This is a genomic window from Deltaproteobacteria bacterium, from assembly GCA_021737785.1.
Classification (GTDB): Bacteria; Desulfobacterota; DSM-4660; order Desulfatiglandales; family Desulfatiglandaceae; genus AUK324.
On record JAIPDI010000082.1, the window covers coordinates 1 to 13,847 of the forward strand.

The 13,847-nt window shown below is 56.0% G+C and carries 11 protein-coding genes; 5 read left to right on the forward strand and 6 right to left on the reverse strand.

Annotated elements, in window-relative coordinates; genetic code table 11:
- Window positions 1–38: 38 nt before the first annotated feature.
- From recA to K9N21_23045, 6 genes are all read right to left on the reverse strand, one after another.
- Window positions 39–1,058 (reverse strand): recombinase RecA, encoded by a 1,020-nt coding sequence (gene recA / locus K9N21_23020; GenBank protein MCF8146788.1) that lies wholly within the window; start codon window positions 1,056–1,058, stop codon window positions 39–41.
- A 73-nt stretch (window positions 1,059–1,131) separates the two neighbouring features.
- Window positions 1,132–1,701 carry an RNA 2',3'-cyclic phosphodiesterase gene (gene thpR / locus K9N21_23025; protein ID MCF8146789.1) on the reverse strand — a complete coding sequence of 190 codons (570 nt, stop codon included), beginning with the start codon at window positions 1,699–1,701 and terminating at the stop codon, window positions 1,132–1,134.
- Window positions 1,673–2,929 (reverse strand): competence/damage-inducible protein A, encoded by a 1,257-nt coding sequence (locus K9N21_23030; GenBank protein ID MCF8146790.1) that lies wholly within the window; start codon window positions 2,927–2,929, stop codon window positions 1,673–1,675. Before K9N21_23030 ends, thpR begins: the two co-directional genes overlap by 29 nt.
- Before the next feature lie 233 nt (window positions 2,930–3,162).
- Window positions 3,163–3,669: a phosphatidylglycerophosphatase A gene (locus K9N21_23035; protein ID MCF8146791.1), complete on the reverse strand. Its 507-nt coding sequence runs from the start codon at window positions 3,667–3,669 to the stop codon at window positions 3,163–3,165.
- Window positions 3,669–4,850 (reverse strand): nickel pincer cofactor biosynthesis protein LarC, encoded by a 1,182-nt coding sequence (larC, locus tag K9N21_23040; GenBank protein MCF8146792.1) that lies wholly within the window; start codon window positions 4,848–4,850, stop codon window positions 3,669–3,671. The genes K9N21_23035 and larC overlap by 1 nt, the downstream gene beginning before the upstream one ends.
- A gap of 79 nt (window positions 4,851–4,929) precedes the next feature.
- Complete coding sequence (locus tag K9N21_23045) at window positions 4,930–6,078, reverse strand: (Fe-S)-binding protein (protein MCF8146793.1); 1,149 nt, start codon at window positions 6,076–6,078, stop codon at window positions 4,930–4,932.
- Between the two features lie 214 nt (window positions 6,079–6,292).
- Between K9N21_23045 and clpB the strand changes: the two genes are divergently transcribed.
- From clpB to K9N21_23070, 5 genes are all read left to right on the forward strand, one after another.
- A complete protein-coding gene (gene clpB / locus K9N21_23050; protein MCF8146794.1) occupies window positions 6,293–8,875 on the forward strand; it encodes an ATP-dependent chaperone ClpB in 2,583 nt (860 codons plus the stop codon).
- Between the two features lie 675 nt (window positions 8,876–9,550).
- Window positions 9,551–10,684, forward strand: a complete 1,134-nt coding sequence (gene alr, locus K9N21_23055; GenBank protein MCF8146795.1) for an alanine racemase — start codon at window positions 9,551–9,553, stop codon at window positions 10,682–10,684.
- Window positions 10,681–12,357, forward strand: coding sequence for an arginine--tRNA ligase (argS, locus tag K9N21_23060; GenBank protein MCF8146796.1), 1,677 nt, complete (start codon window positions 10,681–10,683; stop codon window positions 12,355–12,357). Before alr ends, argS begins: the two co-directional genes overlap by 4 nt.
- A 70-nt stretch (window positions 12,358–12,427) precedes the next feature.
- Window positions 12,428–13,096 carry an SPOR domain-containing protein gene (locus K9N21_23065; GenBank protein ID MCF8146797.1) on the forward strand — a complete coding sequence of 223 codons (669 nt, stop codon included), beginning with the start codon at window positions 12,428–12,430 and terminating at the stop codon, window positions 13,094–13,096.
- Between the two features lie 69 nt (window positions 13,097–13,165).
- Window positions 13,166–13,648: an N-acetyltransferase gene (locus K9N21_23070; GenBank protein MCF8146798.1), complete on the forward strand. Its 483-nt coding sequence runs from the start codon at window positions 13,166–13,168 to the stop codon at window positions 13,646–13,648.
- The last annotated feature ends 199 nt before the right edge of the window (window positions 13,649–13,847 follow it).

Here is a 13,847-nt window from a genome sequence, read left to right on the forward strand (position 1 = left end):
AATCCCCCAATTCCTCAATCCGTCATCCGAATATTGCGTCAGGACGCCTCTGCCTCCGCTTTCTCCTTCACCACCTTTGTCAGCCCCGTATGTTCCCGGATCAGGCCCGCAATTTTGTCTCGGATATCTCTGTTTTCGGAAAGGAACCGCTTGACATTCTGCCGCCCCTGTCCGATCCGGTCTTCCCCGAAGGAATACCAGGCCCCGCTTTTTTCAACGATGCCCAGGGAAACCCCCATATCCAGAATATCCCCGTCTTTGGAGATGCCCTCTCCGTAGATGATATCAAACTCGGCCTCTTTAAAGGGAGGTGCCACCTTGTTCTTTACCACCTTGACCCGGGTCCGGTTCCCGACCACCTGTTCACCCTCTTTGATGGCCCCGATGCGGCGGATGTCCAGGCGCTGGCTCGAATAAAACTTGAGCGCGTTCCCCCCGGTGGTGGTCTCGGGATTGCCGAACATAACGCCGATTTTCATCCGGATCTGGTTGATGAAGATCACGGAGGTCCTGGACTTGCTGATGGTTGCCGTCAGCTTTCTGAGTGCCTGAGACATGAGCCTGGCCTGAAGACCCACATGGTGATCGCCCATTTCCCCCTCGATCTCGGCCCTCGGGACCAGGGCCGCCACAGAGTCGATAATCAGAACGTCGATAGCCCCGCTCCTGACAAGGATCTCAGCGATATCCAATGCCTGCTCGCCCGTATCCGGCTGAGATACCAGCAGACTGTCCACGTCCACCCCCAATTTTCTGGCATAGGTGACGTCGAGGGCGTGTTCTGCATCTACAAAGGCCACTATCCCTCCCTTTGCCTGGGCCTCCGCAGCGATGTGAAGGGCCAGGGTCGTCTTCCCCGATGACTCAGGACCATAGATTTCAATCACCCTCCCCCGGGGAACGCCGCCCACCCCAAGGGCCAGGTCAAGGGCAAGGGAGCCGGTGGAGATAGAGGGGATATCCAAAAAACTATCATCTCCCAATTTCATGATAGATCCCCTGCCAAACTGTTTCTCTATCTGGGAAACGGCCTGTTCAATCGCCCGATCTCTTTCCATAAGATCCCCCATTTTCTTTTCCATTTTCTTTTCCATAAGTCTATCCTCAACTGAGGAGTCGCCCCCGACACAGCTATCCCTCTAACGGCCACAGGCCCAATCGGGTATATTCTGCCCCGCCGGGCCTCAGATCACTCTTGAATAGGCCAAGTTCTCTGATCATGCACTCGGGACCGTTCAGGTCCCGATATCTCGATAACAGGTCATTCACCCCCGCATCGGCTTTCGCGCCTTTTCGGAACCGCCCGAGCGTCAGATGGGGTCTGAACGGTCGCTTCTCCTCCTCTATCCCGAATGGCGCCAGGTGCTTCTGCAGAACGTCCCTGAAAACGGACATGCGGTCCGTTTCACCCCCGAGCCCCACCCAGAGGACCCTCGGGTTCCGTCGGCTGCCGAAAAGACCGATTCCCTGTACCTGAATACGGAACGGCGCATGCCCGCGACATAGGCTGCCGGCCGCCTCCCCGATCGGGCCGATGTGATCCTCCCGGACATTCCCCATAAATACCACGGTCAGGTGAATATTAGCGACGCGAATCCATCGGACGTTCAAGGACAAGGCCTGCGCATCCTCGGACACGGCCGAGAGCGTCTCCCGGATCTCCGGGGGAAGTTCAAATGCCAGGAAGCAACGGATCCCCATTGATTCGCCTTCTGACCCAATCCAGGGCCATCATCGAGGTGTTGAGCTTCACCTGTTTTCGCCGCCCCCGGAAGCGATATCTCCGTGAAACCGTTCCGTCGAAGGCGTCCAGCCCGATATACACGGTGCCCACCGGCTTCTCCCTGGTCCCGCCTTCAGGCCCGGCGATCCCGGTAACGGCGAGGCCCAGATCGCTCTTCATCTGTTTTCTGATCCCCCGGGCCATCTCCTCTGCCGTTTGAGAACTCACAGCCCCGTGCCTTTCGAGGGTCTTCCAGTTCACATGAAGGATATCGGTCTTGGATTGATTGCTGTAGGAAACCACCCCACCCTGAAAATACTCGGAACTCCCCGCCACATCGGTCAATCGATGGCCGATCAATCCCCCTGTGCATGACTCTGCAACGGACAGGGTCTTCTTATGATGGCGGAGAAGACGACCCACCACCTCCTCCATCTCCTGATCCCCGGTGGCAAACACATACGGCCCGACAAGGGCCATGATGTCCTGTTCCACCTTATCCAGGGCCGCTGTGACAGAAGGCGCGTCATCCCCTCGCAGGCTGATGGTGATGTGGTTTTCCGGAAAGTGGGGATAAAACCCGAACGCCACCTCCCCTGAAGTGCGCATGAGTTCCGAAAGAATTTCCGCAATCTGCGACTCATCCACTCCATACAGTTTCAGGAGTCGCTGCCGCATCACCGGGGGACTTTCATACAGGCTCAGGAGCTCCGGCAGGACAAAGGCGTCCAGTACATGCCGCATCTCCTCAGGAACGCCCGGCAGACAGTAGAAACGGATATCCCTTTCAATCAGGGAAAACCCGCACACAGCACCTTTGGGATGGATCATCGTGGCGCCTTTCGGCATGAAGGCCATTTTCTCCAGAGGAGGCGTCATCTCGATCCCATGGGCCGCCACGTAATTCCTGATCTTCCGGAGCATCCGGTGATCGAGGCAGAGCGGCCGGTCCAGCGCGGTTGCCACGATCTTGGAGGTCATGTCGTCCTCGGTGGACCCCAACCCGCCAGTGATAATCACGAACCGGGAGGATGCCAGTGCCCTCTTCAGGGCTTCCGCCGCCATCCTTTCGTCATCTCCCACCGATGTGATCCGGATGACGTTCAGGCCCGAGGCCGTCAATTTCCCCGCCACATAGTGTGCGTTGAGATCAGGGGTCCTCCCTGAGGTCAACTCATTTCCTATGGTTATGATTTCACCGTGCATGGAGATATGGGAAGCCTGATAATGTCGTAAAAAATGGGAACCTACTTATTAACTCCAAAGTCCAAAGTTCTTGTAATGTATTGATTTTATTGAGTGCATAAATCCCAGGCCGTCATTCCGGCGAAAGCCGGAATCCAGTGTGTTTTTGATAAGTTAAAAGACGGTGTAAAGACAATTATGAGACGGTTAATACTCCTGAAATTCCTGAATTCCTCAATCCCCAAAACGCTCAATCACCCCACCACCCACAGTATACCTCTCAATACCAGATGGGCATAGACCCCTGCCAGAAGATCATCCATGACGATCCCCAGCCCGCCCCGAAGGCGTTCCGCCTGTCGGATCGGCCACGGTTTTCCGATATCGAAAAGCCGGAAGAGGAAAAACCCCAGGACCATGGTTTGCCATGTCAGGGGCAGCAAAAACAGGGTGACCAAAAAGCCGGCTGCCTCGTCGATGACCACTTCAGAAGGATCTTTTCTTTCTAACAGGTTCTGGGTCCGGTGGGAAGCCCAGAATGCGGTCAGGATGACGGCGACCAGTGTGCCGGCAGACCACCTCGCCCCAAGGCAGCCGATCAGGACCAGGGGGATGGCGCCCAGGGTCCCGAACGTTCCGGATGCCCTCGGCATCAGTCCTGTCCCGAACCATGTGGCCAGGATAAGTGCCGCCTTTCCGGTAAAGCCGGTCTGTCCGAAGGCATCGGAGACGGATAAATTATCAGATCGAGCACGCGACATCAAGCGGGTTGTGAGGCCTCCCTGTTCAGGCCCGCGATCCACTGATAAACCTCCCGCAGGGGGACATGGTGTTTCAAGGCGATTTCCCTGCACCCCTCATATTCAGGCGCCAGAAGTGGACAGCCCTCTCTCTTAATGATCGTCTTGACCCGTATCTTCCCCCAGGGGCTGTCCACCTCTTTGAACGATCTCGGGACCACCCTCCGCTGGCTGTGGCGGAATCTAATGCCCAATGTGGTGGTCTCCTCCATCAGGATCGCCATCAACAGGTCTCCCTGATCAGGACCCCCGATAACCTGGATCTGTACGCCCGGCCGGCCCTTCTTCATCTGAACGGGAATAAAGGCCACATCCAGGGCCCCCGCACCCAGGAGCCGTTCCATGAGAAATCCCAGCCATTCGGGGTTGCTGTCGTCCACATTGGTTTCAAGGACCACAACGGTTTCCGTGGCATCTCCCGGCCGATCCCTCCCCATAAGGACGCGCAGGAGATTGGGCCTGTCCGGCAGATCCCTGCTTCCCACCCCGTAGCCGATGCTGTCAATGGTCATCGGTGGCATGGGCCCGAATGAGCCGGCCAATCCCTTAATCAGGGCTGCGCCGGTGGGGGTCACCATTTCATGCGGTGTCCCTCCATCCAGCAGAGGGACCCCTTTCAAAAGGGCGAGGGTGGCCGGGGCCGGGACCGGTATGGTTCCATGTGCGCTCCGGGTGAAACCCGAACCCAAGGGGAGCGGAGATACAAAAAGCTTTTCCAGGTCCAGATACTCAAGGCCATATACGGCCCCCACAATATCGATAATCGAATCCACGGCCCCTACCTCATGAAAATGGACCTCTTCGGCGGGCCGGTTATGGATCGCTCCTTCCACCCGGGCGAGCGATTCGAATATAGCGATGCTTTTTTCCTTGACCGTCCGGGACAGATCCCCTCCCTGAATAATCTCCCGGATCAGCCTCAGGTCGCGATGGGCATGGCGGCCTTCCTCCACGGCAACCGAGAAGCGGGTGCCGAATATCTGGTGCCGGGCTTCCCGTCGGGCATCCATGCGGAAGCCGTGGAGGGGAAGGCTTGAAAGCCCTTCTTTCAATCGGTCAAAGGGAAGCCCCCCATCCAGTAACGCGCCAAGGAACATATCGCCGCTGATGCCGGAAAAACAGTCCAGGTACGCTATTTTCATGGGGGCCTGCTTTCAAGAGACAAAAGATGGCAAAAAGCCCTGCTTCAAGGCAGGGCTTTTTGCGGTAACGGTTGACGGATTAAAGTACCTCGGCGATCAGTTCGGAGATGTCTTTGATCTCGATCTCATCTTCCTTGTTGACGGTCTTGCGGCTGTCTTCCAGCATGGAGATGCAGTAGGGGCACGCCGTGGCCAGGATGGATGCGCCGGTCTCGCACGCCTCATGGATCCTCAAGTCCGAAAAACGCCATTCCGGTTTGGTCTCCATCCAGAGCCGTCCGCCCCCGGCCCCGCAGCAGAGGCTCTCCTTACGAATGCGTTTCATCTCCACCAGATTGCCCCCGGTCACCGCCGAAATGAGGGCCCGCGGTTCATCATAGACGTCGCTATGTCTCCCGAGATAGCAGGGATCGTGGTAGGTGACCTTCTTGTCCAGGGTTTTCGACAGGTTCAGCTTTCCCTCTTCCAGCAGTTGTGCCAGTAATTGGGTGTAATGGATCACCTCGAACTCACCGCCCAGTTCAGGATATTCCTGTGTTAAGGTGTAATAGCAGTGAGGGGAGGTGGTAATAATCTTCTTAACCCCTTTGTTCTTATACAGCTTGATATTTTTTTCCGCTGTATTGGTGAAAAGGGTTTCATCCCCTATCTTCCGGACCGATTCGGAACAGCAGCTCTCCTCCTCTCCGATGACGCCGAAACTGACCCCGGCGGCAGAGAGGACCTTGACCATGGATTTGGCGATATTCTGGCTCCGCGCATCATAGGCGGAGGTACAGCACACGAAGAGGAAGTATTCGGTCTCTTCGCTGAAAATGGGGACATCCAGCCCCTCCATCCATGCGGTCCGCTTCTCCCTCGGCTCTGACCAGGGATTTCCCTGGCTGTGCACGCTCCCTGTGGCCGTCCTCAACACACCGGGAATGGCGCCTGTCTCCGCAATCATGGCCCGCATCGCCCGGACCACGTCAATAATGGTGACGCCCCGGGGACACTTCAGGACGCACTTGTTGCAGGTGGTGCACCCATACAGAATATCGTCAGATTCATATCCCTCGACGCCCAACTGCGCCATCCGTATCAATCTCCGGATGTTAAAGGGACCATCGACAATACGCCACGGGCACGATCCTGCACACATGCCGCACTGCATACAAAGGTTCAGTTTCTCGGCGCCCATGGCTACCAGCGCCTCATTCACTTCATAAAACGGGGTTAATGCTTCCATTAAACATGCTCCTTTCAGCTCAAAATAATATCTTCCGACGCTTTTCAGCGAGATCACAAGAACAATCCGATTTTTATTAACAAATGAACCTCTCGATGTCAACAAAGTAACGCCGGCCGCTCCATTCCCCTGCTTGACAATCCACCCCGGCAAGCTTATTTTTTTTATTGTTTTTATAAACAATTTCCATCATTACCCAATGGAGGAAGCCGATATGCGATTTGATAAATTCACCTTGAAGGCACAGGAAATCATCCAGGCCTCGCAACAGTTGGCAGAACGATTCGGGCACCAGCAGATCGAACCCGAACACCTGATCATGGCCATTCTGGAGCAGAAAGAGGGCGTGGTGCCGCCGCTTCTCGGAAAGATCGGCGTGGACCGAAACCAGCTCGTCAGGTCTTTTGAGGCCGCATTAGAGAAGATCCCCAAGGTTTCCGGGACGGGATACGGTCAGACGTACCTGTCTCAGCGGACCAAGCGGGTCCTGGACAGGGCCTTTTCCGAAGCAGAACAGGTGAAAGACGAGTTTGTAAGTCTTGAACATATCCTCCTGGCCGTGAGCGAGGAAAAAGAGGGTGAGGCCGCACGACTTCTGGCCGCGGCCGGGATCACCAGGGACGCCATCCTCAAGGCCCTGGTGGATATTCGCGGGGGACAGCGGATCACGGATCAGAATCCTGAAGACAAGTATCAGGCCCTGGAACGTTTCAGCAGGGACCTGACCGCGGTGGCCTCAAAGGGGGACCTGGATCCGGTCATCGGCCGTGACGACGAGATCCGCCGCATCGTTCAGGTCCTCTCCCGGCGGACCAAGAACAACCCGGTCCTCATCGGTGAACCCGGGGTGGGCAAAACCGCCATTGTCGAAGGCCTTGCCCAGCGGATCGTTCAGGGGGACGTGCCCGAAACACTGAAAGACAAACGGGTGGTGGCCCTGGATATGGGCGCCCTTGTTGCAGGGGCCAAGTACCGGGGCGAATTTGAAGACCGGCTCAAGGCCGTACTGAAAGAGGTGACGGACGCCCATGGCCAGATCATCCTCTTTATCGACGAGATGCATACCCTGGTGGGGGCCGGGGCCGCAGAAGGGGCCATAGACGCCTCCAACATGCTGAAGCCCGCCCTTGCCCGGGGCGAGTTGCGGTGCGTCGGCGCCACGACCATCAAAGAATATCGGAAATATATAGAAAAAGATGCGGCATTCGAGAGGCGGTTCCAGCCGGTCATGGTGGAGGAACCCAGTGTGGAAGACACCATCTCCATCCTTCGCGGGCTCAAGGAAAAATATGAGGTCCATCATGGGGTCCGCATTAAGGACTCGGCCCTGGTGGCGGCCGCCACCCTCTCTCACCGCTACATCACAGACCGGTTTCTGCCGGACAAGGCCATCGATCTTATTGACGAAGCCACATCCCGCCTGAGAATCGAGATCGACAGCATGCCCGCGGAAATCGATGCCATCCAACGCAAGATGACCCAGCTGGAAATCGAAAAGGAGGCCCTTAAAAAGGAAAAAGACGCGGCATCCAAGGACCGGCTTGACAAGATAAAGGATGAACTGGGCGACCTCAAGGATCAGGACGCGGAGATGACCGCCCACTGGAAAAAGGAGAAAGAGACCATCTCCCGAATCCGCGACATTAAGGGGAAGCTCGAATCGACCCGGTCAGAGGCCCAGATCGCGGAGCGGGACGGCAATCTTGCCAGGGCCGCAGAGTTGAAATACGGGACCTTGATCGAGCTGGAAAAGACCCTGGAGCAAGAGAACAAAAAGCTGGAGGAGCTCCAGGCCGGCCAGAAAATGCTCAAAGAAGAGGTGGACAGCGAGGACATCGCCGAGGTGGTGGCCAAATGGACCGGCATCCCTGTGTCTCGAATGATGGAGGGGGAAAAGGAGAAGCTTCTTAAGATGGAGGAACGGCTCTCTCTGCGGGTCGTAGGGCAGGAAAAAGCCATTGATGCGGTCGCCAATGCGGTGCGCCGGGCCCGGTCAGGACTTCAGGACCCCAACCGACCCATCGGCTCCTTCATCTTCATGGGGCCCACGGGGGTGGGCAAAACCGAATTGGCCAGGGCCCTGGCCCAGTTCCTCTTTGACGACGAACAGTACATGGTCCGGGTGGACATGTCGGAGTACATGGAAAGGCATTCCGTGGCCCGGCTGATCGGGGCACCTCCGGGATATGTGGGTTATGAAGAGGGCGGCTATCTCACAGAGGCCGTCCGCCGGCACCCCTATTCCGTGGTTCTCTTCGATGAGATTGAAAAGGCCCATCCCGATGTCTTTAACGCCCTGCTGCAGATCCTGGACGACGGCCGCATGACCGACGGCAAAGGCCGCACCGTGGATTTCAAGAATACGGTCCTGATCATGACCTCCAATGTGGGGAGTCAGTTCATTCAGGAGATGGGGAGCCGGGACAGCAAACAGATGGATCAGGCGATCATGGATGCCCTCCGGGCCACCTTCAAGCCCGAATTCCTGAACCGGATTGATGAAATCGTCATCTTCAACGCCCTGGGTCCCGATGAAATCCGAAAGATCGTCGGGATACAGATCGATCTCTTGAGCAGGCGTCTCGAGGCAACCAAGATCACCGTGACCCTGACCGACAGGGCCGAAAAATTCCTTGCCGACACCGGCTTTGATCCGGTCTATGGCGCACGGCCCCTCAAGCGGGCCATCCAGCATTATATCCAAGATCCCCTGGCCGTTAAAATCCTGGAGGGATCGGTAAAAGAAGGGGATCACGTGTCCATTGATGTAGAGGACGGCAGGGTGGTATTCACGTAGACGGACGGAATGGGTGCTCTCTAAAACAGGATCATCGGGATCGCGGATTTAGAATCTTTGGTTGCTGCTGTCAGGCCCCATAGGCCCTTTGTCTGTAACTTCTCTCTAACGTGCGAAGAAGTTTGCCCGTGGGGGGCCTTGCTGCCTTTACATAAACATCATCCGGAGCCCGGGGGCGGCCGCGAACCATACGACCGCATTTTATTGCAGCTCTTGGGCAGAGACCCCCACGGGCGTCCATAAGACTTCCGTGTATCCATGGGGCATGTGGGGGACCCTGGGGACACCCTGGTATTAGTATTATCCATACTGACGGTATTGACGGGGAAAGCAGGAACCGGATCGTGCCTTCTCACAAGAGTCACCGCCGCATCTTGAGATCAGCCTTCCCTTCTCCATATATTCCTTGATCTGAGAGTGAAGATGCGATAGGGTTTGCATCCGTTGTGAATCCATCAGCCCATGGGTTCAAAAGGCCAAGAGAAAGGGGTTTGCTTTTTCACATCATGGGTTTTAACTTTCTGCAATTTATTGCATTTTAACCCTTGGGCCTGATGCCTTGCGCCTCTTCTATCACACGTTGCCGGTTACCGGCTGATTTCAGCTTGCCCCCGGCTGCTGGGGCGTCGCTTTTCAAATTCAGGCATTTTAGGCCTTTGTAATTTTGGGCATTCTATGTGTGCCGCTATGATTGCCAGCCCCAACCGCGTCATCATCGATCTGTCCGCATTGGCCGGGAATCTCCGCCAGATCAGAAACCTGGTCGGCAGGGACACCCGAATCATGGGCGTGGTGAAATCCGATGCCTACGGGCACGGTCTCCTGGAGGTGGGAAGGGTCCTTGAGAGAAACGGGATCGATTGCCTGGGGGTCGCCTATCTCCATGAGGCCCTCGCCCTCAGGGAAGGGGGCGTCCGGTTGCCGGTGGTGATCCTGTGCGGCATACGCACACGGGAGGAATCCCGCCATGTGCTGGAAAACGGCCTGACGCCTGTGCTCTTTGATCTGTCAGCGGCCGAAATCCTTTCACAGGAATGCCGGAGCCGGGGCCTGAAGACTCGAATCCATCTGAAAGTGGACACCGGCATGGGCCGGTTAGGGATTGCCGATACCGAGATCGGCCCATTTATCCAAAAGGTCATCTCCTTTAAACACCTGGAGATCGAGGCCTTGACCACGCATCTCGCAACCGCGGATGAAACTGATGCGCGGTTTACAGAAGACCAGATCGCCCGATTTGAAATGGCCATTTTTACAGGGCGGTCCCTGGGGCTGAATCTGACGCTTAACAATATGGCCAACAGCGCAGGGATCATTGGTCATAGGCGGACGCTCTTCGACATGGTCCGACCCGGCGTGATGTTGTATGGCGGACGCCCATCGCCGGGCTTTTTCAGCACAGCATCGTTCGCCCCCGTAATGCACCTGAGGGCCGAGGTCGTCCAGGTCAGAGATCTCCCCGACAAGACCCCTGTCAGTTATGGGAGGACCTACCACACCAAAGGTCCTCGGAGGGTCGCCGTCCTCTCTGCCGGATACGCCGACGGGCTCCCCAGGACGCTGTCCAACAGGGGAAAGGTCCTTGTTGGGGGAAAAATGGCCGGTATCATAGGGACGGTCTGCATGAACCTGACCGTCTGTGATATCACCGGCCACAAAGACGTCTCGCCGGGTGACCCGGCTGTTTTTTTGGGTTCCCAGGGAGAGGAATGCATCACAGGGGATGACATTGCGAAACAAGCGGGCACCATTTCCTACGAAATATTCTGCGCCATCGGCCCGAAAAATTTGAGGACATACATTAAATGAAGACCAGGATACATGCTATATTGAGGGCAACCATCGACGATTGCGTTGAGCGAGGACTCCTTTCAAAAGCGCCGATCCCACCATATGTCATAGAAATCCCGAATAACTCAGCACATGGTCATTTTGCAACCAATGTGTCGATGACGCTCGCGTCCAGCCAGAGGCGGAGGCCGACGGACATCGCAACAACAATCATAGAAAATCTCAAGGACGAAGCACACCTCCTGGAGTCCGTAGAAATCGCCGGGCCCGGATTTATCAATTTCAGAATCCGGGCGGAGGAGTGGTGCAGGCTGCTGGCCGAGATCGGGAATCCTGAGACCGAGTACGGCCGGGTGGACGCCGGCACCGGCGAAAACGTCCTGGTTGAATTCGTCAGCGCCAACCCCACCGGACCGCTCCATCTGGGTCATGGCCGGGGGGCCGCCCTGGGCGATACCCTCTGCCGGATTCTTGCCTTTTGCGGCCACAAGGTGGTGCGGGAGTTTTACGTCAACGACGCCGGCGCCCAGGTCCGACTCCTGGGCGAATCCATTTACTCCCGATTCAGGCAGCTCAGGGACCCGGATTACCCCTTCCCTGAAAATGGGTACCATGGGGACTATATTCTCGATCTGGCCGGTGTCATTTCCCGGGAAACGGAACTCGACGCCCTTCCAGAGGAGGAGGCCATCGCCTGGTGCGCCGAGAAGGGGAAAGAGATGATGCTGGAGGAGATCAAGGCGGATCTGAGCCGTTTCAGGGTGGCCTTTGACACATGGTCCAGCGAAACAGACCTCCATGCGTCAGGTCTCTTACGAGACACCCTGGAGGTGATCCGGGCTGACGGGCATCTCTATGAAAAGGATGGGGCCACCTGGATCAGAACATCTGAATTCGGGGACGATAAGGACAGGGTAATCCGTAAAAAGGATGGGCAGTTTACCTATTTTGCTTCTGACATTGCATACCATTTGCAAAAATACAGAAAAGGCTTTACAAGAGCGGTGAACATATGGGGGGCGGACCATCATGGGTATGTCCCGCGGATCAAGGCCGCGCTTTCCGCGCACGGCATTTCGGAAAGCTGGCTGTCAGTGTTGCTGATCCAACTGGTGAAACTCTGGGAAGGCGGCCAGGAGATCCGTATGTCCAAGAGAGCGGGGAGTTTCGTCACGCTCAAGGAGTTGATGGATGCCGTCGGGGAGGATGCGGTCCGATTTGTATTTCTCATGAAGAATCACGACTCTCCCCTGGATTTTGACATGGACCTTGTAAAAAAACGGGACAGCGATAATCCAGTGTATTATGTCCAGTATGCCCATGCCAGGGTATGCAGCATCTTCCGGAAGGCTGAAGCTGAAGGCATCTTGCTACCGCGCACACCCGCCGATCTGTCCAGCCACCTCACATTGGATGAGGAGTTGGCAATGATCAGGACAATGGCGGATTTCCCATCCCTTTTGACGGAGATCTGCACGACGCTGGAGGCCCATCGACTGACATATTATCTGACAGATCTCGCCGCGCTGTTTCACCGGTATTTCAATCTGGGCACTAAGGCCCCCCAGTGCCGGGTGGTTACCGCGGACACCGCCTTAACCCAGGCAAGACTGGTCCTGTCGGAAGGGGTTCGAACCGTTATTGCCACCGGCTTGGGGCTTCTCGGCATCGATGCCCCCCAGAAGATGTGAATTGCGATATCCATTACCTGTACCTGTGACCCGATAACCAGCACAATTAAAGCCATGCTTCATACCACCTATGGGCACAAAAAAACCTGAGCAAGGGAACACCGGAAAAAGATACCAGTTTGAATTGTCCCGGACCGCGATCTTCCTGTGGAGTGCAGGGGTCTTTGTCCTCCTGGCGTGGATCTTTACCCTTGGTGTCCTGGCAGGGAGAGGCCTCCTACCGGGAGGCGCCGAGACACTGACGGAATTGAAGACGCAGATTGCCAAGCTCCAGCACATGATCAACAAAAAGGATCGATCCGAACTGGCGGAGATACGGGCACTGCAGAAAGACCCGGAATTTGCATTCTTTGACGAACTTTCGGTAAAAAAAGCCGAACCCGAGAAACCGTCTGGAACACCCGCAGGAAAACCCCCAGGCGCCGCCGTGACGCAAAAACCGGTAAAGCCTGCGACCTCCGCAATGACGCGGGAAAAGGCCAAGCCCCCCGGCGTCTCGGTCAAATACGTTGTGCAGGTCGCCTCTCTGGAGACCGAAGACAAGGCGACGAATATGGTAAACCGATTGACCCGGAAGGGGTATCCGGCGTATTTTTACAAGGTGTTTGTCAAAGGACGGGAATATTTCCGGGTCAGATGCGGTACATTCAAGACCGAAGCGGAGGCTGTCAAGCTCCAGAAAATGTTGATCGAGAAAGAGAAGCTGACCGGCTTTGTACAGAAGGTCGAGGGTAATTGACGCAGAGACCAAACCTTGGTGCTGTTATTTGAGGACAAACCGTCTTTGGCCGGCAGGGTAGGCATGGCAATGATCGATGAAAATGATGCGCATCCCGTTGTAAAGAAAGCAGTGGCTGCGGACATTGAAGGCGTGCATAAGATCCTTAATTTCTTTGCACAGAAAGGGCTTCTCCTTCCAAGACCCTTGAGCGAGCTGTACGAACATCTGAGGCAGTATTATGTTTTAAAGACAGGGCCGGCGGGCACGGTCCAGGGGGTGTGCGGATTGGGCATCTGCTGGAAAGATCTGGCAGAAATTCAGTCCCTGGCCATATCGGAATCACACCAGGGGAAGGGATTCGGTCGCCTGTTGGTTGCGGCATGTCTCGAGGAGGCAAGGCTTCTCGAACTCAACAGGGTGTTTACGCTTACCTATGTTCCTGGATTTTTTGAACAATTTGGATTCACAGAGATCGATAAATCGTGCCTGCCCCATAAGATATGGGCGGATTGTCTGAAATGTCCCAAGTTCCCTGATTGCGATGAGACGGCACTGATGCTCGATCTTTAGGCCCTTTGTCTGTAACTTCTCTGCAACGTGCGAAGAAGTTTGCCCGTGGGGGTCTCTGCTTCCCGCCCAGGAGGCGGGACAAAAACCGAATACAGCTCCTGGGGACGGCAGCAGGGCTTTACAATACAGTCTGTTCCAGCCCCAAGTACAGCCTTTCATGGGACGGTATGTCCTTGCTGCCTTTCCGTAAACATTATTC